Below are 21,840 nucleotides of genomic sequence, written 5' to 3'. Positions count from 1 at the left end.
CAGCTCATCCTTTTGTGCATGGCTGAGTTCGGTGAGGTCGGGCAGGGTTGGCATCAAAACTAATTCTCGCTCACTATTTCATAGCGAACTCAAATTAATCTCCGTTGGGAGCTGAGTAGTTACCATAAATTATGGTTAATCATCGCTTTCGTATTTTGGGAGACAGTGCTAAAGTTGTTACAAGCGGCCAGAGCGAATAAGCCGACGGGTGGGAACACATGAACTACTTGCGTCAATGGAGTCGATGGGTCACAGTGGTGATCGCAGGGTTGCTTGGCGCCTGCCAGCCTGCATCAAAAGAAGTGCCCTTGCAATACAGCCAAGCGCCCGCTCAAGCCAGTGTGCCCATCTACCGCCTGGCGGTGCACCCGCTTTACAACCCGCAATTGCTGACCGCGGCCTACCAGCCGCTGATTGACCACCTTAACACCCTACTGCCCAACGCTCGGCTGGAACTCGAAGCCTCTCGCGACTACCAGGCCTTCGAGAAAAAATACGCCTCGCGTGAGCCGGCTTTTTTACTGCCCAATCCGTGGCAGACCCTGCAGGCCATTGCGCATGGTTACCACGTGATCGCCATGGCCGGTGACGCCAAAGATTTCAAAGGCATTTTTATCGTGCGCCGCGACAGCGGCATCAAGCTGCCTGCCGATCTGATAGGCAAGGTGGTGAGCTACCCATCCCCCACGGCGCTGGCCGCGTGCATCATGCCGCAGTATTATTTACACACGCAAGGCATAAATGTGCAGCGCGACATTCGGAATGTGTACGTGGGCTCGCAAGAGTCCACCATCATGAATGTCTATCTGGGTCAGGCCGCTGCCGGTGCCATCTGGCCACAGCCCTGGCGCCTGTTTCAGAAAGACTATCCAAAAGAGGCGGCTGAGCTCAAGGTGATGTGGGAAACCGAGTCGCTGGTCAACAACTCGGTGATGGCGCGTGACGACGTACCTGCCGAGGTGCGCGCGCAGGTGCAGTCAGGCTTGCTGAGCTTGTCGCAAACACTGGCGGGCCAAGCCGTACTGGCTGGCATGTTCACGGCCAGTTTTCAGCCAGCAGACGATGCCACGTATGACGTGGTGGCCCGCTACGTGAAACGCTTCGAGCAAGAAGTCCGGCCAGTGGAGAGCCCGTGATGATCACCACCCTGCAACGCCTGCTGTTGGGCAGCCTGCGCCGCCAATTGGTGACAGGTATGGTGTTGACGGTGGCGTTGATGATGTCGGCCTTTGTCTGGGACCTGACACAGCACCAGCAACAGGTCGTGCTTGAACAGCAGTCGCGCCAGGCGGTGGGCATTGCCCGAAGCGTGGCAGTGACGGGGTCGATCTGGTTGGCCTCGCGTGACGTCAGTGGCCTGCAGGAGATTGTGCTGGGCTTGTCGAACTACCCTGATTTGCGCTACGCCATGGTGCTCGATACACAAGGCCAGGTGCTGGCCCACACCGAACCCGCGCGGCGCGGGCAATACATGACCGACCTGCCACCCACCGCTGAGCTCCAGGTGCTGCAACGCGGGGCGTATTTGGTGGATGTGTTTAGCCCGGTATTGCTCAATGCCCGGCCAATTGGATGGGTCCGCGTGGGCCTCGCGGGCACCGGGCTGGAGGCCCGCCTGGCCCAAGTGACGCGCGGGGGCGTGGTCTATTTGCTGGTGGCTGTCATGCTGGTGGCCATTTTTTCGGCCATCGTCAGCCGGTTTCTGACGCGCCGCCTGGCAGCCATTTCAAGGGTGGCCAGTGCGGTCGAGTCGGGTCAGAGCGGCTTGCGTGTCGAGGTTCGTGGTAACGACGAGGCTGCGCAGTTGGCGCGCCAGTTCAACACCATGCTTGACGCCCTGGCTCAGCGCGACCGCGCGCTCAAGGACAGCGAGTCTTTCAAGACGGCCATTCTTAATTCGGTGGCCGCGGAAATTGCGGTGATCGATGGCAGCGGCGTCATCGTGGCGGTGAATGAGCAATGGCGGCGTTTTGCCCTTGACAACAGCAACCTGCCTGACCAGCCACCACCACACACTGACGTGGGCAACAATTACCTGAAGGTGTGCGGACTGGGTGACAACCGTGGCAGCCTCGGCGCGGCGCTGGCGCACGATGGCATCCAGGCGGTGCTGGACGGTCGTTCGACCCATTTCAGTCTGGATTACCCTTGTCATTCGCCGGATCAGCAACGCTGGTTTAGCCTGATTGCCCGGCCGCTGGGCGCTGACATTCGCAGTGGCGTGGCCATCACCCATACCGACATCAGCGCCATCAAGCTGGCCGAACGCTACGAGCAGTTTCGCAGCCAGATCCTGGAGTTGATGGCCGGTGACACCGCCCTGCCAGACTTGCTGCGCGCCATGGCCAGCGGTGTGGAGCAATTGCACCCGGCCATGCTGTGCAGCATTCTTTTGCTTAGCGACGACGGTCGTCACCTGGGTGAGGTGATTGCGCCCAGCCTGCCTGATTTTTACAACCAGGCCCTGGTGGGTCTGGAAATAGGCATGGGGCGGGGCTCTTGCGGTACGGCGGCCTTCACCGGCAAGCGCGTCGTGGTGGAAGACATTGCCACACATCCCTATTGGGCAGACTACAAGGCACTGGCTCAGCAGGCGGGGCTGGGGGCCTGCTGGTCGCAGCCGGTGCTGTCGTCCACCGGGCAGGTTCTGGGCACCTTTGCCCTTTACCACCGCCATGTGCACTCGCCTTCGGTCCAGGACATTGCCATGATCGAGCAGTCAGCCCGGTTGGCCAGCATCGCCATCGAACACAAGAGGACCCAGGCTGCTTTGCGCGCCAGTGAAGACATGTTCCGCACGCTTTTTGAGACCTCGCCCACCGGTGTGCTGTACCAGAACGCTGCTGGCGACATCACCTCGGCCAACGCGGCAGCCCAACGCATCTTGGGCCTGACGCTGGACCAGTTGCAGGGCCGCACCTCCACAGACTCGCGCTGGCGCGCCATCCGCGAAGACGGCAGCGACTTCCCTGGTGAGCAGCATCCGATCTCGATTGCGCGCAAAACGGGCCAACCTGTGCGCAATGTGATGATGGGTATCTCGGTGCCAGGCCGCGATTACATCTGGATTCTGGTCAGCGCCATGCCCTTGTTCAAAGACGGCAAGCTGGCCCAGGCCTACGTGATGTTTGAAGACGTGACGGAGCGCCACCAGATGGAGCTACAGGTGCGGCAAATGGCGTTTTACGACCCCCTGACGCAACTGCCCAACCGCAGACTCTTGACTGAGCGCCTGGCCCAAGCCATCACGGCCAGCAAGCGCAGCGGAGGTTACGGGGCAATGATGTTTCTCGACCTGGACAATTTCAAGCCGCTGAATGACCAACTTGGCCACGAAGTGGGTGACATGTTGCTGGTGGAGGTTGCGCAAAGGCTGAAAAACTGTGTGCGCGGGGTTGACACCGTGGCGCGTTTGGGCGGCGATGAATTCGTCGTGATGTTGACCGATTTGCATGTCGGTGCGACGGAGTCAACCGAACAGGCCAGCAGCGTGGCCGAAAAAATTCGCACCTGCCTGGCGCTGCCCTATGTGCTGACGTTCAAACAGGCGGACGGCATCAGCCGCACGGAGGAACACCATTGCACTGCCAGCATCGGCATCACCCTGTTCTCAGGCCAGGACGCGTCCCACGAACAGATTTTGCAGCGGGCGGATGCCGCCATGTACCAGGCCAAAGACGCGGGCCGCAATCGGGTGCAGTTTGCGACGGCAGACATCTGAACCCAGGGGCATTGGCCCTTGGTTTGTCCTTCGTGCTACAGCGAATTGCCCCGAGATTCATCTCCCGCAATCTAGGGTTCACCCACCTGGGTGTTGAGCCACTCCAAAAACTGGGCGACTTCAGAGCGGTAGCCATGTCGTTCCGGATAAACCACAAAGTGCCCTTGCACAGGGATGTGCCACGCCGGGTCAAACACCCGCATCAGCCGCCCGCTTTCCAAGTAGCTGCTGCCTATGACCGTGCTTTCAAGCGCGACGCCCAGGCCCTGCACCGCCGCATCCAGTGCCATCATGGCCCGATCAAAACGCAGTGCGAAGCGCTCTGGTTTTTTCAGCTCGGTAAAAGTTGCAAACCAGTCGGCCCACTGCACCACGCCCACGGTGGACTGAATCAGCGGCACCTGCAACAGGTCTGCCGGCGTGCGTATCTGGTGGCGCTCAATGAAGGCGGCACTGGCCAGCGGCATGATGGGCTCACGAAACACCGGCTTAACCACGAGTTGTGGCCAAGCCGGCACGCCGTAACGGATGTCAATGTCAACCTGACCCAGCTCGAAATCAGAGTGCAGGTGTGAGGCTGACAGGAACAGTGATACGCCCGGGTGCGCCTGCGCAAACTGCCCGATGCGGGGCATCAGCCACAGGCTGGCGAAGCTGGGGCTGGCATGCACATAGAGTGTGTTTCGAACACCCTGGCGCAAGTCGTCGGTGGCCGTGCCAATCGCGCCTAGTGCACCGGCAACGCGCAGCAAATAAGCCTCACCTGCCGGGCTGAGTTTGACGCCACGCGACGAGCGCTCGAACAGTTTGACCCCCAGAAAATCCTCCAGCCGCGCCACCTGGTGGCTGACGGCAGAGGGTGTGAGGTGGAGTTCAGCAGCGGCCAGGGCAAAGCTTCGCCGACGTGCGATGGCTTCAAAGGCCTGAAGGGAGGGTAAGGGTGGCAACATGACAAAAGAGCAATTTATTGCGATGCAACATGACAGAAATTCACTTGAACTTGAGATTTTATCGTTTGTGCAGAGCCGACTTCTTATTCAGAATCGCCCTCCAGATTAACAAGGAGACAACACATGTTGCTTAAAGACAGAGTAGCCATCGTCACTGGCGGTGCGGGCCCCAACGGTTTGGGTTTTGCCACTGCCCGCATGATGGCAGCCCAGGGCGCCACCATCGTCATTCTTGACCTCGCAAAGGCCGACCCGGCAGCGGCCGCCGCCCGTCTCGGCGCGCAGCACATGGGCCTGGTGGCCGATGTCACCGACAAAGCGTCATGTGATGCCGCGGTGGCGCAAGTGCTCGCGGCCAAGGGCCGCATTGATGTGCTGGTGAACAACGCGGGCATCACCCAACCGCGCAAGACCCTGGACATCACGCCAGCTGATTACGACGCGGTGCTGGATGTCAGCCTGCGCGGCACGCTGGTGGCCTCGCAAGCCGTGGTACCCGCCATGCTGGCGCAAAAGCGCGGTTCCATCATCTGCATTTCGTCGGTGTCGGCCCAACGCGGCGGCGGCATTCTGGGTGGCCCGCATTACTCGGCGGCCAAGGCCGGGGTACTGGGTCTGGCCCGCGCCATGGCGCGCGAGTACGGCGGCGAAGGCATCCGGGTGAACTGCGTCACCCCCGGCCTGATTGCCACCGACATCAACAAGGGCCTGATCCCGGAAAACAAACGTCAGGCCATCCTGGACAGTATTCCCCTGGGTTACATCGGCGCTCCCGATGACGTGGCTGGCTGCGTGGTGTTTTTGGCCAGCGATTTGTCAGGCTATTGCACCGGCATCACGCTCGATGTGAATGGTGGCATGCTGATTCACTGAGCGGCTCCCCCAAAGAAACTGGTCTATAAACCGTTGGCAGCGCGGTACCGCTGCCGTTAAAAAAATTAGGAGACAACATGACACGCTTTAACTTTTTCCGTCGCGCCACCCTGGTTGCTGCACTGGCTTGTGCCGGTTCCGTGGCTTTTGCCCAGGCGCCCATGAAGCTGACGCTGGGGCACAACGCCGCACCGGGCAACCCCAAGGCGCTGGGTGCCACTTATTTCTCGGAGCAAATGGCCAAGCGCAGCAATGGCCGCATCACGGTACAGGTCGCTGGTGGCGCGCAGTTGGGTGACGACCAGACCATGCTGACCGCCATGCGCACCGGCACCTTGGACATGAGCGTGAATTCACAAGGCCCGGTGTCAGCCGTGGTGCCTGAAACGGCCGCGCTGGGCATGCCCTTTCTGTTCTCCTCGCTGCCACAGGCATGGAAGCTGCTGGACGGTCCAATTGGCATGGAACTGGCGCATAAATTCGAAGCCAAGAACCTGAAATTGCTCGCCTGGTGGGACAACGGTATTCGCCAGACCACCAACAACAAACGTCCGATCAACACGCCCGATGACCTCAAGGGCATGAAGATTCGCACACCCGCTGACCCGGCGACGGTGGACCTGTTCCAGGCCATGGGCGGCAGCACACAGCAAATCAACTTCTCTGAGCTGTATGTGGCGATTCAGCAGGGTGTGGTGGACGGTCAGGAGAACCCGCTGGCCAACATCCACTCCAGCAAGCTGTATGAGGTGCAAAAGTACCTCTCGCTGACACGCCATAAATACGAGTCCATGCCTTTCCTGATGAGCGGCATTACCTGGAAAAAACTGTCTGAGGCTGACCGCAAGCTGGTCAGTGAAGTGGCCGCTGAGGCCGCCACCTATGAGCGCAAGCTGATGCTGGAGTCTGATGACAAGCTGATTGGCGAATTCCGCAAGATGCCCAACATCACCATCAACGAGCCTGATCTTGCGCCCTTCAAGGCCGCAACCGCCAAGGTCTGGGACAAGTGGGAAACGCTACCGGTGGGTGACTTCGTGAAGAAGTTGCGCGCTGAATCCACCAAGTTGTGATGCAGGTGGCTGGCGCAAGCCAGCCCCTCGCTGCCATTCCCAAAAAGAGCCGCCTTTGAGCGCGGCGCACCAGGAGACATGTGTGAAGACACCTTCGCCGTTGCTTAACGCTGCCCGAAAAACGGAAGCGGCTATTGAAATCTTATGCAAATCAGTGTTGACACTCACCGGCTTTGGCCTTTTGGCAGTGCTGGTGGTCAATGTGTTTGTGCGTTATGTGATGCAGGGCAGCGTGGAAGCTGCGTCTGAACTGCCAGCCTTGATGTTTCCGTGGTTTGTCATGGGGGGAGTGGTGCTGGCCGCAGTGCGCGGCAACCACGTGGCCATGCAGCTGACGATGCACATGTTGCCGCCAGCAGGACGGCGGGTCTTGGCCACCTTCATTCAGGGCTTGTCGGCCGTTGTGTTTGCCAATCTGGCTTGGCACTCGGTCGAGAACACCCTGGTTGCGCACGACGAGCTAAGCACCATCTTGCATGTGCCCGGCAGCGTGGGCTACGCCGCGCTGACCGTTGCCCTTGCGCTGCTGGCCTTGTGCGCAGTCACCGCGTTCGTGCGCTTTGGCATTCTGGCTGAACCCGTGATGGTCGACATGGCGGCAGCCGAAGGAGCCGTGGTATGAGCGCCGTGATGATGGTCGTATTTGCAGCGCTGCTGTTGCTCTCGTTCCCAGTGGGTTATGCCCTCACGCTGGGGGCGTCTATTGCTTTGTTCGTCGGCGGGGACATGCCGATCCTGGCTGTGGTGCAGCAAATGTTCGCACCCACCCAGTCCTTCCCCATGATTGCAATTCCGTTCTTTGTGATGGCCGGTGATGTGATGATGGCGGGCAAACTCGGCCAGTCCCTGATCGACTTTGCCACCGATCTGGTGTCGCGCTTTCGGGGTGGGCACGCGCAGGTCAGTGTGCTCGGCTCTACGCTTTTCGGCGGTGTGTCAGGTTCGGCGGTGGCTGATGCCACCGCGTTGGGCTCGGTGCTGGTGCCCTGGCAAAAAAAGGTGGGCTACCCGGCCGCGTTTTGCGGTGCCACCATCGCCGCCGCGTCCACCATCGACATTCTGGTACCGCCCTCGATCCCGCTGATTTTGTATGCACTGGTGTCCAACACGTCCATTGGCGCCTTGTTTGTAGCCGGTCTGCTGCCGGGCATCGTGTTGGCAGTCGGCTTTCTGGCGGTGTGCAATGTCAGCGCCCGCCTGCGCGGGTTTCCCTACGAGAAAAAGCCGATTGCCTGGGGCATCATGGCGCGTCGGGGCCTCTATGCTTCACCCGCACTGATGATGCCAGTGTTCATTCTGGTGGGCTTGCGTTTTGGCGTGGCCACACCGACCGAGATCAGCACCATGGCTGTTGTCTACGCTTTGCTGGCGGCAGCCTTCATCTACCGGGACCTCAGCTTGAAGCGTGTCTACAACGCGATGATCACCGCGGGTGTGGCCACCGGTGTGGTCATGATGCTGATCATGGCGTCTTCCGTGGTGGGCTGGATGCTGACGCTAGACCAGGTGCCTGAAGCGCTGGTCAACTGGGCCAGACAGTTCGTGCATTCTCAAGCGGCCATGCTGATGCTCATTAACGGCGTGTTGTTGCTGGCGGGCATGTTTCTGGACTTGCCTGCTGCCATTCTGCTGCTCGGCCCGCTGTTGATTCCCCTGGCACAGAACTTTGGTATTGACCTGGTTCAGCTCGGCATCATTGTGGTGATCAACCTGGCCATCGGCCTGTATACGCCGCCGGTGGGGACCACGCTGTTTATTGGCGCCACGTTGGCCAAGGTCAAGATTGGTGAGACGGTCAGAGAACTGGTTCCCTTCTATGCGGTGGCCCTGGTGGTTTTGCTGCTGTTCACTTACATCCCTGCGTTGACCCTGCGCGGTTGATTCATCTCCCTCAATTTCCATCTCAGCATGACTAAATTAACTTTGGGTTTTGTGGGCCTGGGGGCCATGGGCCAGAACGCTGCACGTAATTTGTTGCAGGCCGGACACCAGGTGCAGGGCTATGACTTGCGTACCGAGAGTCTGCAAGCGTTTGCGGAACAAGGCGGCCAGGTCGTCAGCAGTCCCGCGCTGGTTTGCGCCAACGCGGTGGCGACAGTGCTCTTTGTCGTCAATGCGGCACAGGCAGAAGCCGTGTTGTTTGACACGGAGGGCATTGCCAGTTCGGCGACACCCGGCCATCTGGTGATCTCCTGCGTCACCATGTCGGCAGCCGACGCCCGCCACTTGTCAGTGCGCTGCCGGGAAGCCGGTCTGGTGTTTGTTGATGCACCTGTCAGTGGCGGTGTGGCTGGTGCCGAAGCAGGTAGCCTGAGCATCATGGCTGCAGGCCCTGCGCCAGCACTGGACGCCTGTGCACCAGTGTTTGCCGCCATGGGTAGCCGCGTGCTGAATGTTGGCACTGAGGCCGGTCAGGGCTCCACCTTCAAGACGATCAACCAGCTGCTGTGCGGCGTGCACCTAGCCGCCGCTGGTGAAGCGATGGCCATGGCCGCACGTGCCGGGCTAGACACCAGCCAAGTGTTTGACCTGGTGAGCGAGAGTGCCGCTGCCTCCTGGATGCTGCGCGACCGTGGCCCGGCCATGGTCACCCGCAGCTACACACCCACGCGCAGCGCGGTCGACATTTTTGTGAAAGACCTCGGCCTGGTGGTGGACCTGGCGCGCGACCTGCGCTTTCCGGCCACCGTCAGCGCTGCGGCCTTGCAGAGTTTTCTGGGGGCCAGCGGCGCCGGATTTGGCAAACAGGACGACGCCGCCGTGACCGAGTTTTACCGTTTGGGAGCCAAGAACCATGAGTGATCGCATTGTTTCAATTTCCGGGGCACCCTATGACGGGCATCCGGTCCCGGCCATGCTGGCCAGCATGGCCGCCTGTGGCGCCACACACATTGAGCCCGCCTATATCGTGGGTTACACCGAAGCTTTTGATGAGTCGGCGTTTGCACCTGCACAGGCGCAGCAATGGCGACGCTGGTTGGCTGACAGCGGCATGGCCTGTCACGCCATGTCGTCACACATCGATTTGGGCCGCGATGATGCGGTGGAGGTATTTTTGGGCCGTATGGACTTTGCTCGCGCCTTGGGTGCCGAAGTGATCAACACCAACGCTGCGGCCCGCAAACTCAAAAAGCGCTTTTTTTCCAACATCGAGGTGCTGGCTCGCCACGCCGAAGCGATTGGCCTGAAGATCGGTCTGGAAAACCCGGGCGATGGCTCGGACAACCTGCTCAACACCGCCAACGATGGCCCTGGCCTGCTGGCCGACATTGGTCACTCCATGGTGGGCCTGAACTATGACGCAGGCAACACCATTTCGCACCGCCCCGGTGTGACGCCAGCGGATGACGCATTGAGCGCCATGCCGCACTGCCTGCACACCCATATCAAGGATGTGCGCAGCGACGCCAATGGATATTTCTTTACGCCGCTGGGCCAGGGCCAGATTGATTGCGCACGCATTCTCCGCGCCGTGGCGCAAACACAGCTGAACCTGTCCATCGAAATCCCCATGCGCTTGCACCGCCAGCCCAATGCACAACCCAGCCGCGCGCCTTACCGCGTGCCCTTGGAGGACATTGAAGCCGTGTTGCGCCCTGCACTGGCCTTTGTCAATGAACACCTGGGTGCGCCTGAAATGGCCCGCGCCTGAGGACGGAGACTTATTCATGAATCGCGTGATCAACAACCCCGACCTGGTGGTCGAGGACATGCTCAAGGGCTGGCTGCAAGCCCATGCCGATACTGTGTGCACCGCACCCGTCAACCCGCGAGTGGTGCAGCGTGTACAAGCGCCCGAGCAAGGCAAGGTGGGTGTGGTAACGGGCGGCGGCTCTGGCCATGAGCCGGCCTTTATCGGCTACGTGGGCGATGGTCTGGTGGATGCCGTGGCCGTGGGCGAGATATTTTCGTCCCCCACCGCCAAGAGTTTTCATGACGCCATGTGCGCAGCCAACGGCGGTGCAGGCGTGGCCTGCCTGTATGGCAACTATGCCGGCGACAACATGAACGTGAAGATGGCCATGCAGATGGCCGAGCGCGAAGGCATCACGGTCAAGACGGTGGTGGCCAACGACGATGTGGCCTCGGCCCCGAAGGGTGACGAGTCAAAACGTCGCGGCGTGGCAGGAGAGGTCTTCATGTGGAAGGTCGGCGCGGCAAAAGCTGCCCAAGGTGGCTCGCTGGACGAGGTGATTGCCGCTGCTCAAAAAGCCATCGCCAATACCCGCAGCATCGGCATTGGCCTGTCGGCCTGCGTGATTCCGGCAGTGGGCAAGGCCAACTTCACCATCACGCATGGCACGATGGAAGTGGGCATTGGCCACCACGGCGAGCCCGGCATTGACGTGCGCCCCACCGCCAGTGCCGCCGAGATGGCGGACATGATGCTCAAGGTGGTGCTGCCCGACCTGCCCTTTGTCGCGGGTGACCGTGTGGCCGTGCTGGTCTCCGGCCTGGGCGCCACGCCCCTGATGGAGCTGTACATTCTTTATGGTGAGCTGGCGCAGCGCTTGCAGGCGCGCGGCATCAGCATTGGCTTCAAGCAGATCGGCAACCTATTTTCATCGCTGGAAATGATGGGCGTCACGCTCACGGTGATGAAGCTCGACGAAGAACTGGAAGCCTGCCTGCAACACCCCTGCCGTTCGGTTGGCCTGACGGTGGTTGGGCATCTGGACACACGTCGCGCTTATAGCGGACACCTGCAAGGTTTGGTCGCCACCAGTGGGCAAGCTGCCGCCAGCGTGGCTCACGTTGATCGCGCGGTGAACGGGGCCACCGTGCCACTGGCCAGCAGTGGCGCTCTGGTGCGCGACCTCATCAGCACCATCGTGGCGAATCGCCAGTACCTCAGCGAGATTGACGGCCTGATTGGTGATGGCGACCACGGCATCAACATGGCCAAAGGCTTCAATGGCTGCGGCACGCGGCTCGATGCCCTGGGCGACACCGCGCAGCAACTGCCCGCTGCACTGGAGCAACTTTCGCAAGCGCTGATGGACGATATCGGCGGCTCGATGGGCCCCTTGTATGGCGAGTTTTTTCTGGGCTTCGTCAACACCCTGTCACCTCACCAGCAGCTCGACGCTGCCTTGTTTGGCGACGCGTTCGATGTTGCCGTGGCGAAGGTGCAGGGCATGGGCAATGCGCGAGTGGGCGACAAGACGCTGATGGACACCCTGGTGCCCGCATTGGCCGCTTACCGTGAAGCGCAGCTGGCCGGTGCCGGTTTTTCAGAGGCCTTGCAAGCGCTGTCCGTCGCCGCCGAAAAGGGCCGCGACTCCACCAAAAACCTGCAAGCCCGCATTGGCCGTTCAGCCCGTCTGGGGCCGCGTTCCATCGGTGTGCTCGATGCCGGTGCCACCTCTTGCTGTTTGATTTTGCAATCCATGGCCCGCTCGCTGCAGCGCCAGTTAGATACATCCCTTCCTGTTTGATTCCTCACCCGAAAGACTCCCATGAAACTTGCCATTGGCTGCGATGAGGCCGCTTACGACCTCAAGCAAATGCTCAAAAAATACATGACCGACGCTGGCCATGAGGTCACCGACTTCGGCACCCATGACGCCCAGCCGGTGCTCTACCCGGACGTGGCTTTTGCCGTGGCCGAGCAGGTGGCCAACGGCACCTATGCCCGTGCCCTCTTGCTCTGCGGCACCGGCATTGGCATGGCGATATCTGCCAACAAGGTCAAGGGCGTGCGCGCCGCGCAATGCCATGACACCTATTCGGCTGAGCGTGCCAGCAAGAGCAACGATGCACAAATCATCACCATCGGTGCGCGCGTGGTCGGGCCAGAGCTGGCCAAGTCCATCGTGGACGCCTGGTTGCGAAGCGACTTTGATGGCGGTCGCTCGCAGCCCAAGGTGGATTTGATCCAGGCCTACGAAGGGAACCATTCAAGATGAGCAGCATCGCCGCACTGAAAGATTGCGCATACCGCATTCGCCGTTATGCCCTTCGCATGGGCGAGGTGCAGGGGCAGGGCTACATCGGCCAGGCGCTGGGCCTGGCGGATGCCTTGGCGGTAGCTTATGGGCACGCCATGACCTTTCGTCCTGAAGACCCAGAGTGGGAAGGGCGCGACCGCTTTTTGCTTTCGCACGGGCACTACGCCATTGCCCATTACGCCGCGCTGATTGAAGCCGGCATTTTGCCGCTGGAAGAGCTGGAAACCTATGGCAGCGACGACAGCCGTCTGCCTATGTCGGGCATGGCCACCTACACACCGGGCATGGAGATCTCGGGCGGTTCGCTCGGCCAGGGCCTGATCGTTGGTGTGGGCATGGCGCTGGGCCTGCGGCTCAAGGGCAACCCGGCCTTTGTGTACAACTCCATGTCGGACGGTGAACTGGACGAAGGCTCTACCTGGGAGGCCGCCATGTCCGCTGCCCACCACGGCCTGGGCAACCTGATTTGTATGGTGGACATCAACAACCAGCAAGCTGACGGCCCTTCTAGCCAGATTCTCAAATTTGAGCCGATTGCTGACAAATGGGCCGCCTTTGGCTGGTTTGTGCAGCGCGTGAACGGTAATGACTTGGCTGGCGTGCTGGCCGCTTTTGATGCTGCCCGCCAGCATGACCAGGCGCAGCCCCGCGTCATCCTGCTCGACACCTTGATGGGCAAGGGCGTGCCCTTTTTGGAACAACGCGAGAAAAACCACTTTATCCGGGTCGATCCACCAGAATGGCAGCAAGCCCTGGCGATTCTCGATGCCCAACACGCCGGAGCCACCGCATGAACACCGTGACCACACCCAAACCCCGCCTGACCACCTCGGCCATGATTGCCTCGATCGCCTCCGAGGGCCAGCGCACCCGCGCCGCGCCTTTTGGCAAGGCCTTGGTGGAGCTGGCCGCCCAGCGCCCCGATATCGTCGGCATGACGGCCGATCTGTCCAAGTACACCGATTTGCACCTGTTTGCTCAGGCCTACCCCGAGCGTTTCTTCCAGATGGGCATGGCGGAGCAATTGCTCATGGGCGCTGCTGGCGGCTTGGCCAAGGAAGGCTTTGTGCCCTTTGCCACCACCTACGCCGTGTTCGCCACACGCCGGGCCTACGACTTCATGCACCAGGTGATTGCCGAAGAAAACCTGAACGTCAAAATCGTCTGCGCCCTGCCGGGCCTGACCACCGGTTATGGCCCCAGCCACCAAGCCGCTGAAGATCTGGCGATGATGCGCGCCATGCCCGGCATGACGGTGATCGACCCGTGCGACGCGCATGAGATCGAGCAGGCCACACCCATCATCGCCGCCCACAAGGGCCCGGTTTACATGCGTTTACTGCGCGGCCAGGTGCCGCTGGTGTTGGATGAATACGGCTACCAGTTTGAACTGGGCAAGGCCAAGATCATTCGTGACGGGCGCGACGTGCTGTTCATCTCCACCGGCCTCATGACCATGCGCGCGTTGGAAGCCGCCCAGGCCCTGCAGCGCGACAGTGTGGACGTCGCCGTGCTGCACGTGCCCACGCTAAAGCCACTGGACGCCGAGACGATTGCCCGCGAGGCAGCCAAGTCGAGTCGACTGGTGGTGGTGGCTGAAAACCACAGCACCATCGGCGGCCTGGGTGAAGCCGTGGCTGGGGTGCTGATGCGCGCGGGTGTGCACCCGGCGTTTCGCCAAATTGCCCTGCCGGATGAATTCCTCGACGCTGGTGCGCTGCCGACCCTGCATGACCGTTACGGCATTTCAACCGATGCGGTGGTGGCCTCGGTCAAGTCTTGGCTGTAGCAGATATGACCGACGTCCGACCACCGGGCCCGAACCTTGCAAGCCGCTGTGGCCACAGATGCCAAAGCTGAAGACCCTGTTGTAACCCGGTCATGACGGCGCAACGGTCAGGTTTTTGACGGCCAGTACAAAACCCAGCTGATAGCCCTGGCCGCGCACCGCCCTGATGTCAAAACCGTTGTGGATGTGCGGACCAAGCTTGGTCCGCAAGCGGCTGATCAACACCTCCAGTCTGGCTTTGTTGGTTTTTTCAGTTTGGCTCTCGTCCCCAAAACGTGACAACAGGGTTGCGTGATCCAGAAATTGCCCATTCACCGACAGCGCCATTAACAGCCGTGCCTCATTGGCGGTCAGTTCAATCAGCAGCTCCGTGGGTGAGTGCAGCGTGCACCCGGACATGTCCAGCTGCCACGGTGTCGGGCTGGGTCGCACACCCAGGCGGGCGAACAAATTTTTGACCACGGCCACCAGTTCTTCCGGTCGCGTGGGCTTGGTCAGGTAAACATCGGCGCCGTTGGCGTAGCCTTCCATGCGGTCGGTGCTGCGCACGCGGGCGGTCAGCAAAATAATGCCCACGGTGGGCAACGCACTGCGGATGCGCCGGGTGATGCTGATGCCGTCTTCCTCCGGCAAATTGAGGTCCAGAATCAGGATGTCGGCAGAACAGGCCTCAATCGCCTGGTTCAGCTCCGCGCCGCTGCCCACACCCCGCACCGCAAAGCCTTCTTCAGACAGGTACAGCACCAATTCATCGCGCAGCGTCTCGTTGTCTTCCACCACGATCACAGAGGGCGCTTTTGCACCATTCAAATTCATGCCAACTCCAGGAATAAACTAAAAACAACCTGCTCTTGGCCGGTACGAAACTTCAACTCTGTGCCAAGCTGGTGCGCCAGCGCCTGCGCCAGCCACAAGCCCAGACCGGCCCCTACCTGGCACCGCGCACCTTCGGCCCGGTAATAGCGAGCAAAAACCTGCGACGCATCGGGTGCCCCTGCGGCTCCGACCGCATTCACCACACGCAGGGTGATGCCCGCCGTGTGGTTGACCTGCGTGCTGTCAAACTGGAGTTCGATCGGGCTGTCGGGCGGGGCGTATTTCAGCGCATTGCTCAGCAGATTGAGCAAAATCAGCCGCAGGTACTGCGCATCCGAGTACACCATGTACTGCGCTGGCCCCGGCAGGGTGATGCGGCTTGCCCCCAGGGTTTTCCGCACATCAGCGATCAGGCTGGTCAGACACAGCGCATGCTTGTCCATTCGCATCGCGCCCTGGTCGATTTGATCGGCGCTGGCACATCGTTCCACCAGCGCATTGAGATCGTCCACCGAGCGATTGATGTTCTTGATGCGCGTGGCATCGCCGCTGTTAGGCGCCAGACGCCGCCCCAGTGAGCTGGCCGCCAGCTGGATGATGGCCAGCGGCGTTTTAAGCTCGTGCATCAACATCGTCATAAAGCGCTCCTGGCTTTCCCGGCGCTGGGTTTCGGACTCGGCCCGCTGCCGCGCCACAGCCTCGTTCAAACGGGAGGTCTGGAGCTGGCTCAGCTTCTCCCGGTCCATCAGCAGCAGCGTGGCAGCGACAAAAGCCATGGCAAAAAAGATTCTGAAAAAAAGCAGACTTGCCAGGGAGTCAACCGGCGGCACATGCGTGTGCACCGTCAGAAACCAACGCAATCCCAACGCAAGGGCTAAAAACAAAATCACGCCAATCGGCCAGGTGCTGGGCTTTTGGCGATAAAAAACAACCACCGTCAAAGGCAGGCATACCAGGCTTGCTACCAAGCCCAATGCCGTACTGAGTTGAAGAACGAGTTGGCGGTCCCACATAAAAAATAGACCAAACAAGGGTGCATACAAAACGCCTAACAGGGTAAAAGACTGCTTGCCCCAGCGTGGCACACCAAAACGAGTGAACACCAGCCAGATGCACAGAAACCCTGTAAAGACATTGACCACCCCCAGAAAATAAACCACGGTGGGGCTGAAAAAATCCGGGCGATAACCTGTCCAGGAAAAAAATGACACAACAACGAGGCTGAGGTTAAGCAAAAAGACAGGGTGCAGCAGTTGGCGGCGCGTCACGGTCAGCGCCAACAACCAAATCAGCAGCGGCACATAACTGGTAAGCACCGCCCCCCAGAAAAAACTGCGCGCCACGTCCTCTTCCTGCGCTTGCGCCTCGTTCAGGATGCGGGGCGCCAGCAGCATCGGGCCACTGGTTTGGATGCGCAGGTAATAGATATTGGGTCCGGGCCGGGCGTCAATCCAGGTCGTGCGCTCCATGAGCCGCAGACCCGCATCAGGCAGTTGTTTTGAGAAAAGCGTCACATCCTCCAGTTGGGCCGGAAAAACGCGTAACGCCAAACGCTGCGCACCAAGTGGCGCATCCACCTTGAGTCGAACCCACAGCCCGGCGCGGGTGTAGCCGCGGCTGATGATTTTTCCAGCGTCCGAAAACTCGGCCTGCTTGACCTGCGCCAGAGTCAACGCACCGTGCTGGTCTTCAAAAAATGCCCGCTCACCAATCAGGTCTTGTGCCGCTGCGGGCAGGCACGCCAGGCCCAGCGCCAGGCTCAGAAGAAACCAGAATGTCAGTCGTACCGTCATGGCTGGATGTTAGCGCGCCATATTGCACCTCCATGACGCCCCAGCAGGCAATGCAAGCTTGTGCAAGCTTCGCGCAAACGGGCCTGCTAATCTGCCGATGTCGGGCACGTTGACTTTTCAGTTGGCTTGATCAATGAACAAGGATTGTTAATGAAAAGACTTTTAGTCAAGGCGGGTTTGGTGTTGATCAGCGGGCTGGCACTTCAGATGCCGGTGCAGGCGCAAGGTGTGCCCGAGATCAGCCCCAGCCTGAAGAAAATGCTGGGTGCCCTGCCGATTGAGGGCTACAAGGACGATGTACAGGGACTGGTCAAAACCCTGAAAAAGACAGCTTGTGCCAACTTGAACGGCTGCTACAGCACCAAGTCGGGCCCGCTGCAACTGTATTTCTTCACGAGCAGCACCGCGCAGCAGACCTTTTTGTTGGTCATCAACACCAAGCTCGCCCTGCCCAAACTGCTCAAGGACAACGTGCAAAAGGTGTTGGGCGGCACCTCCTTGAGCGACCCCATCATTTCGATCTCCACGACAGACTTCGATCTCGACACCGCCAAGATGCCGGCTGATCTGCAAAAAATTGTGCGCGACAGCTACTTCGACGTGAACAGCCTCGCCTTTTCCAGTGGCGTGCAGCTGGCGGGCAGAGCCGATCTTGGGGGCGTCATGAAGGCGACCCTGAAGTCACTGGGCGTGGATTCCGACAAAATGACCTTGCGTGCGGCGGTCGTGATGCCGATCCCGACTGACATTGCCAGCGGCGCCGGTGCAGCTGCCGGGCTGGCCGACTCCCTGGCGCACAGCGAAACCATGAAGAAGTCAGGAAAAAAAGCCTTGACCCCCGAGGCTTTTGTCGAATTTCAGCTAGCCCCAGGCTCGACGGTCAACATGACGGCACCGTACATGGCCTTGACGGACGCGACGTTTTTCCTGAACAACGATCTCAAATTTGGCTACAAAGGCAACGCCCGCTTCAAAGGCACCCAAAAGGACATCCTGCTCCAGTTTCAAACGCCCCTCAATCCCACGCCAACCAACCCGATGGGCGCGATGGACCTGTTGGACTTCTCGTTTCGCATGGCCATGCCACAGAGTTTCACGCTGGAGGACTACGCCAACATGTCGGTGGCGATGGTCATGCAAGACCGGGGCACCATGAACGCCGCTGCGGTTGCTTCACTGGATAGTTTGGGTGGTTTTATTGGCCAAATCAACGCCATCAAGAAGCCGCTGCTCGCCGCGGCCAAGCCGCTGTCTGTCTTCCAATTACGCAACCCCAAGCCACCGGTGGCTTACAAATTTGGCGACCGCACCAAGCCCTTTCCGACCAACGATGACCCCTTCAATGTCATGCTGCTCGGGCCATCGACTAAGGGTGGGCCTTTGATGCATGTCGCCAGCGATGTGAAAATTCTGGGTCAAACCATGGGCAAGATGGAAGTGTCTGCGGGAATAAAAGGTTTTCATGGCATGGCAGAAGCCGACATTGTCCTCAAAATGGGTCCGCTGGGCAAGACCAGTGTCAAGATGCAGGCGCTCGCTGACATCACGGGCAAAGAACAGGACATCAGCCTCAAAGGCAACTTGATGGGACAAAAGCTGGCGATCGTCCTGGCAGGCGAGTCGCTGACGATTGATCTCTCGGCGAGCTGCGTCAACCCGTTTGAGATCAAGGTCAAGGTCGCGATTGAAGAGACCATGGACATTGCCAAGATTTTTGAAGGCGAGGCTGGCGCCAATGTCGACCCTTCCAAGATCAGCGGCTGCCTGGGCAAGGAACTTGAGGCTGCGTACAACAAAATTGCCAACGTTTACAAGGGTACGACTGGCTACACCGCGAACGCCGCCAATACGGAGCTGACGAAGATATCGAACGATGCGGCGGCCGCTGCTCGCCAAACCTACGAGAACACCAAGAACGCCGCCCGCAACGTGGCAAATAGCTCATCGAATACCGCCAACAACGCCCTGAAAACGGCCGACAACGTCTTCAAGGGCTTCGGCAAGAAGAAGAAACACAAAAAAGGCCCCGATCCGAAGTTTGCAGCCACGGTGTTCGATTGGGACTTCTACTACGACTATTACCCCGAATTGGTGGCCCAGGGCGTCGATCTGGCGACGCATTGGCGCGACACCGGATTCGCCCAAGGCCGGCAAGGCAGTTTTGAATTCAATGCCACCTTCTACATCAAGCGCTACGCCGATGTGCAACGGGCCTGTTCCGGCAACCTGCAGTGCGCGTTGCAGCATTGGCTGGACTTTGGCATTGACGAGGGACGCCAGGCCACCTGGGAATTCAGCATCAGCAGTTACCTGGCCCGATACGCGGACCTTCGGGCGCAGTACCCCAATGGCGATTTTGCCGGTGCGTTTGAGCACTGGTTCGCAACCGGTATCCCTGAAAACCGCAGCGGCACGCCACTCCAGCAATGGAACGGCACGTTGCAAGGGCCCGGTGTGGTGGGTGGCGGCAGTGGCCAAGCGCTCTGGAACGACATCAACATCTGCGCCGACGCGCCGCTCAGTGCCTTCAGACTGCGCTACGGTGGCAGCATCGACGCGATTCAATTCGGCTACGTCAACAGTTGGGCGCAAGTCCACGGCTACCAGAGCAATGATCCCTTCAGGGTGGAAGTGGGCTTACCGTCGGATGAACACTTCACCGAGGTCCGCGTTGGTGCGGGCAGTCGCGTGGACAATATCACCTTCTACACCAACAAGGGGCGCAAGTTTGGCCCGTATGGCGGCGGCCAACCCAACGGCGGCTACAAGGCCGAGCCAGGGGAAAGCATCGGCTGCATGGCGGGTCGCTCCGGTGGGTCCGTCGATCAACTCATCTTCACATCCACAGGGCCACGCTAGTTCAATGCCAGCCCTTGTCCAACAAAGCACCGTATGAAAAAATTGGCCTCCATCAAACGCTTCGCCACCACCTCTGTCGCCTTGGCGGCCATGCTTTGCATGTCGCCTACCGCCTGGGCCCAGGCGCCGGAAAAGTCCTTTCTTGACATGGTCAACAAATTTGCGCTGACGCCGACCGGCGAGCCCGAGTCGGAGATGCTGGCCAAGGCGACTGTGGCGGTCAATTTCATCAAGCGCATGGAGTTGCCGCAGGCCAACAAAGCCATCAACGAAGCCTTGCAGCTGGACGCCCGCAACTCGTACCTGCATTTTTTGAACGGCTTTGTGTACCATTTGCAAGCGCGCCAAGGGGACTCGCAAAAGAATGAAATGGCCATTGAGGGCTACCAGCAAGCCCTGCGCATCGACAGGGGCAACTGGATTGCCCAGGAGTTTCTAGGCCTGGCCTACATGGACCTGAAAAAGTTCGAGGAGGCCAAAACGTCATTTTCAGACGTGCTGCTCATGACCCCCGACAGCGCCGTGTCGCTCTACGGGATGATGGTGGCCTCGTACCTCACGGGTGACGCTGTGACGGCTTGCACCATGGCCGATCAGTTCCAGAAAATAGCCACCGACACGCATGACGGCTTCATTCGGTCGAGCATTTCGGTGTATGCCTCTTGCGGCAATTTTGACAAAGCCGACCAGATGCGCACGACCTTGGCCGCATTGAACCGCGAGCCCACCGATGTCGGGCGCGTGGATCAGCGACTGGCCCAATGGAAATCTTTTTACCGCCAAAATGCGCCCACCGAGAGTGCCGCAGCCGCCAATTCAGTCGCCGGATTGATTCAGACGAGCCTGAGCAGCGCCGCCACGGCTGCCCCACCTGAACGCTTTGCGCAAGCCTTCACGCTGCCCAGCAGCGGTATTGCCCAGCCCATGGCACGGCCAGCGCCCAGCGCCGTTGTGCCCCAGGCCAACCGCCCCACTGAACCCAACGCACCCGAATTGGTGAGGGCGGCTGACAGCGCCAGCGACGGCAGCCCACGCATGGTGCTGGTGGATGTGGTCCTGGTGTCTACCCAGGAGTTGGTCAGCACCTCCAAAGGCGTCAACCTGCTCAGCGCCTTGACGCTGCAACTGGGCTCGCTCAGCGGCGGCAAACCCGCCTACTCGCGTGAGAACATCTCCAACAGCGTTGGCGGTGCCGCCGAGAGCGTCAGCACCGCCATCACCCGCGCGGTCACCATTCCCGCCCTGGCCTATTCGCTGAACATTGCCAACGCCAGCAACAGCATGAACGAAGTGCTGGCGCGGCCCACCCTGGCCGCGATGGAGGGCATGCCGTCCGAATTCTTCTCGGGCACCAACCTGAGTGCCGGCGTGGTGTCGGCCAGCTCCCAAGGTGGCACCACCGTGGTGCCTGTTGAGAAGCGTTTTGGTGTCAAGCTCGCAGTCACGCCGGTCTTTTTGTCCAATGGCCGGGTGCAACTCAAGGTCGATGCCCAGCGCACCTCTTTGAACGCCACGGCAGACAACCCCAAAGTGGCCTACCAGATCGAAATTGCCGAAACCACGGCCAATGCCAATGTGGTCATGCAACTGGGTGACACGCTGGTGTTGAGCGGCTTGAGCGAAAAGACGTCATCCAATGCCCGCGATGGCGTGCCGGTGCTGCAAGACGTGCCCGTGGTTCAGTATTTTTTCTCAAACAAGAAAACCAATGACATCCAGCGCTCGGTGCTGATCCTGATCACCCCGAGGGCGCCGGTGTATGCCGCCAATCTGGCTCAGGGCACGGCCATCAGCACCAGCACCCAGGTCCTGCGCGAGAAATTCGGCTTCTCGGGCAGCACCCCCTCCAGCGTCGAAGCCATCCTGAGTCACCTGAAAACCAATGACCTTTTTCGCGAGTTTCGCCAGGGTGACGTGACCCTGGAGCGCTGGGACCGCATGCACAGCACGGGCGACCGGCTGCGCCAGGCCTTGGGGTTTTTGTATTACTAACCTGCCATTCCCCTCGGTTTTTT

The 21,840-nt window shown here is 60.1% G+C and carries 17 protein-coding genes; 14 read left to right on the top strand and 3 right to left on the bottom strand.

Features of this window, described 5'->3' with window-relative positions:
* Positions 1-218: 218 nt before the first annotated feature.
* Positions 219-1,136 carry a PhnD/SsuA/transferrin family substrate-binding protein gene (locus tag PHQ58_RS10445; protein ID WP_300110845.1) on the top strand — a complete coding sequence of 306 codons (918 nt, stop codon included), beginning with the start codon at positions 219-221 and terminating at the stop codon, positions 1,134-1,136.
* A complete protein-coding gene (locus PHQ58_RS10440; protein ID WP_300110844.1) occupies positions 1,136-3,721 on the top strand; it encodes a diguanylate cyclase in 2,586 nt (861 codons plus the stop codon). Before PHQ58_RS10445 ends, PHQ58_RS10440 begins: the two co-directional genes overlap by 1 nt.
* Before the next feature lie 71 nt (positions 3,722-3,792).
* On the opposite strand, the gene PHQ58_RS10435 is transcribed toward PHQ58_RS10440, so the two are convergent.
* A complete protein-coding gene (locus tag PHQ58_RS10435) occupies positions 3,793-4,671 on the bottom strand; it encodes a LysR substrate-binding domain-containing protein (RefSeq protein ID WP_300110842.1) in 879 nt (292 codons plus the stop codon).
* A 123-nt stretch (positions 4,672-4,794) separates the two neighbouring features.
* Between PHQ58_RS10435 and PHQ58_RS10430 the strand changes: the two genes are divergently transcribed.
* The 10 genes from PHQ58_RS10430 (at position 4,795) to PHQ58_RS10385 (ending at position 14,357) form a co-directional block, all read left to right on the top strand.
* The gene (locus PHQ58_RS10430) at positions 4,795-5,544 is read left to right on the top strand and encodes an SDR family oxidoreductase (RefSeq protein ID WP_300110840.1); all 750 of its coding nucleotides are present in this window, start codon (positions 4,795-4,797) and stop codon (positions 5,542-5,544) included.
* Positions 5,545-5,621: 77 nt separating this feature from the next.
* Positions 5,622-6,617: a TRAP transporter substrate-binding protein gene (locus tag PHQ58_RS10425; RefSeq protein WP_300110837.1), complete on the top strand. Its 996-nt coding sequence runs from the start codon at positions 5,622-5,624 to the stop codon at positions 6,615-6,617.
* Positions 6,618-6,699: 82 nt separating this feature from the next.
* On the top strand, positions 6,700-7,239 hold the full coding sequence (locus PHQ58_RS10420; RefSeq protein WP_300110836.1) for a TRAP transporter small permease: 540 nt from the start codon (positions 6,700-6,702) through the stop codon (positions 7,237-7,239).
* Complete coding sequence (locus PHQ58_RS10415) at positions 7,236-8,498, top strand: TRAP transporter large permease (protein ID WP_300110834.1); 1,263 nt, start codon at positions 7,236-7,238, stop codon at positions 8,496-8,498. Before PHQ58_RS10420 ends, PHQ58_RS10415 begins: the two co-directional genes overlap by 4 nt.
* 27 nt (positions 8,499-8,525) lie before the next feature.
* Positions 8,526-9,419 (top strand): NAD(P)-dependent oxidoreductase, encoded by an 894-nt coding sequence (locus tag PHQ58_RS10410; protein ID WP_300110833.1) that lies wholly within the window; start codon positions 8,526-8,528, stop codon positions 9,417-9,419.
* Complete coding sequence (locus PHQ58_RS10405; protein WP_300110831.1) at positions 9,412-10,269, top strand: sugar phosphate isomerase/epimerase; 858 nt, start codon at positions 9,412-9,414, stop codon at positions 10,267-10,269. The genes PHQ58_RS10410 and PHQ58_RS10405 overlap by 8 nt, the downstream gene beginning before the upstream one ends.
* A 16-nt stretch (positions 10,270-10,285) precedes the next feature.
* Positions 10,286-12,055 carry a dihydroxyacetone kinase subunit DhaL gene (dhaL, locus tag PHQ58_RS10400; RefSeq protein ID WP_300110829.1) on the top strand — a complete coding sequence of 590 codons (1,770 nt, stop codon included), beginning with the start codon at positions 10,286-10,288 and terminating at the stop codon, positions 12,053-12,055.
* 21 nt (positions 12,056-12,076) lie between these two features.
* Complete coding sequence (rpiB, locus tag PHQ58_RS10395) at positions 12,077-12,526, top strand: ribose 5-phosphate isomerase B (protein ID WP_300110827.1); 450 nt, start codon at positions 12,077-12,079, stop codon at positions 12,524-12,526.
* Positions 12,523-13,362 carry a transketolase gene (locus PHQ58_RS10390; RefSeq protein WP_300110825.1) on the top strand — a complete coding sequence of 280 codons (840 nt, stop codon included), beginning with the start codon at positions 12,523-12,525 and terminating at the stop codon, positions 13,360-13,362. Before rpiB ends, PHQ58_RS10390 begins: the two co-directional genes overlap by 4 nt.
* Positions 13,359-14,357 (top strand): transketolase family protein, encoded by a 999-nt coding sequence (locus PHQ58_RS10385; protein ID WP_300110823.1) that lies wholly within the window; start codon positions 13,359-13,361, stop codon positions 14,355-14,357. Before PHQ58_RS10390 ends, PHQ58_RS10385 begins: the two co-directional genes overlap by 4 nt.
* Positions 14,358-14,447: 90 nt before the next feature.
* On the opposite strand, the gene PHQ58_RS10380 is transcribed toward PHQ58_RS10385, so the two are convergent.
* Together PHQ58_RS10380 and PHQ58_RS10375 are read right to left on the bottom strand one after the other, a co-directional pair.
* A complete protein-coding gene (locus PHQ58_RS10380) occupies positions 14,448-15,173 on the bottom strand; it encodes a response regulator transcription factor (RefSeq protein WP_300110821.1) in 726 nt (241 codons plus the stop codon).
* A complete protein-coding gene (locus tag PHQ58_RS10375; RefSeq protein ID WP_300110819.1) occupies positions 15,170-16,966 on the bottom strand; it encodes a 7TM-DISM domain-containing protein in 1,797 nt (598 codons plus the stop codon). Before PHQ58_RS10375 ends, PHQ58_RS10380 begins: the two co-directional genes overlap by 4 nt.
* A gap of 150 nt (positions 16,967-17,116) precedes the next feature.
* On the opposite strand from PHQ58_RS10375, the gene PHQ58_RS10370 reads away from it, so the two are divergent.
* Complete coding sequence (locus tag PHQ58_RS10370; RefSeq protein ID WP_300110817.1) at positions 17,117-19,825, top strand: lectin; 2,709 nt, start codon at positions 17,117-17,119, stop codon at positions 19,823-19,825.
* 33 nt (positions 19,826-19,858) lie between these two features.
* The gene (locus PHQ58_RS10365; RefSeq protein WP_300110815.1) at positions 19,859-21,817 is read left to right on the top strand and encodes a secretion protein; all 1,959 of its coding nucleotides are present in this window, start codon (positions 19,859-19,861) and stop codon (positions 21,815-21,817) included.
* Positions 21,818-21,840: the final 23 nt, after the last annotated feature.

Source organism: Rhodoferax sp. (assembly GCF_028688795.1).
In the GTDB taxonomy this organism is placed as follows: domain Bacteria; phylum Pseudomonadota; class Gammaproteobacteria; order Burkholderiales; family Burkholderiaceae_C; genus Rhodoferax.
This window is presented reverse-complemented; position numbering and strand designations above follow the sequence as displayed.

Bases quoted from the DNA above. Each gene is read 5' to 3' on its own strand.
- PHQ58_RS10445 (WP_300110845.1), top strand. From the start codon at position 219: ATGAACTACTTGCGTCAATGGAGTCGATGGGTCACAGTGGTGATCGCA.
- PHQ58_RS10440 (WP_300110844.1), top strand. From the start codon at position 1,136: ATGATCACCACCCTGCAACGCCTGCTGTTGGGCAGCCTGCGCCGCCAA.
- PHQ58_RS10435 (WP_300110842.1), bottom strand. From the start codon at position 4,671: ATGTTGCCACCCTTACCCTCCCTTCAGGCCTTTGAAGCCATCGCACGT.
- PHQ58_RS10430 (WP_300110840.1), top strand. From the start codon at position 4,795: ATGTTGCTTAAAGACAGAGTAGCCATCGTCACTGGCGGTGCGGGCCCC.
- PHQ58_RS10425 (WP_300110837.1), top strand. From the start codon at position 5,622: ATGACACGCTTTAACTTTTTCCGTCGCGCCACCCTGGTTGCTGCACTG.
- PHQ58_RS10415 (WP_300110834.1), top strand. From the start codon at position 7,236: ATGAGCGCCGTGATGATGGTCGTATTTGCAGCGCTGCTGTTGCTCTCG.
- PHQ58_RS10410 (WP_300110833.1), top strand. From the start codon at position 8,526: ATGACTAAATTAACTTTGGGTTTTGTGGGCCTGGGGGCCATGGGCCAG.
- PHQ58_RS10405 (WP_300110831.1), top strand. From the start codon at position 9,412: ATGAGTGATCGCATTGTTTCAATTTCCGGGGCACCCTATGACGGGCAT.
- dhaL (WP_300110829.1), top strand. From the start codon at position 10,286: ATGAATCGCGTGATCAACAACCCCGACCTGGTGGTCGAGGACATGCTC.
- rpiB (WP_300110827.1), top strand. From the start codon at position 12,077: ATGAAACTTGCCATTGGCTGCGATGAGGCCGCTTACGACCTCAAGCAA.
- PHQ58_RS10390 (WP_300110825.1), top strand. From the start codon at position 12,523: ATGAGCAGCATCGCCGCACTGAAAGATTGCGCATACCGCATTCGCCGT.
- PHQ58_RS10385 (WP_300110823.1), top strand. From the start codon at position 13,359: ATGAACACCGTGACCACACCCAAACCCCGCCTGACCACCTCGGCCATG.
- PHQ58_RS10380 (WP_300110821.1), bottom strand. From the start codon at position 15,173: ATGAATTTGAATGGTGCAAAAGCGCCCTCTGTGATCGTGGTGGAAGAC.
- PHQ58_RS10375 (WP_300110819.1), bottom strand. From the start codon at position 16,966: ATGACGGTACGACTGACATTCTGGTTTCTTCTGAGCCTGGCGCTGGGC.
- PHQ58_RS10370 (WP_300110817.1), top strand. From the start codon at position 17,117: ATGAAAAGACTTTTAGTCAAGGCGGGTTTGGTGTTGATCAGCGGGCTG.
- PHQ58_RS10365 (WP_300110815.1), top strand. From the start codon at position 19,859: ATGAAAAAATTGGCCTCCATCAAACGCTTCGCCACCACCTCTGTCGCC.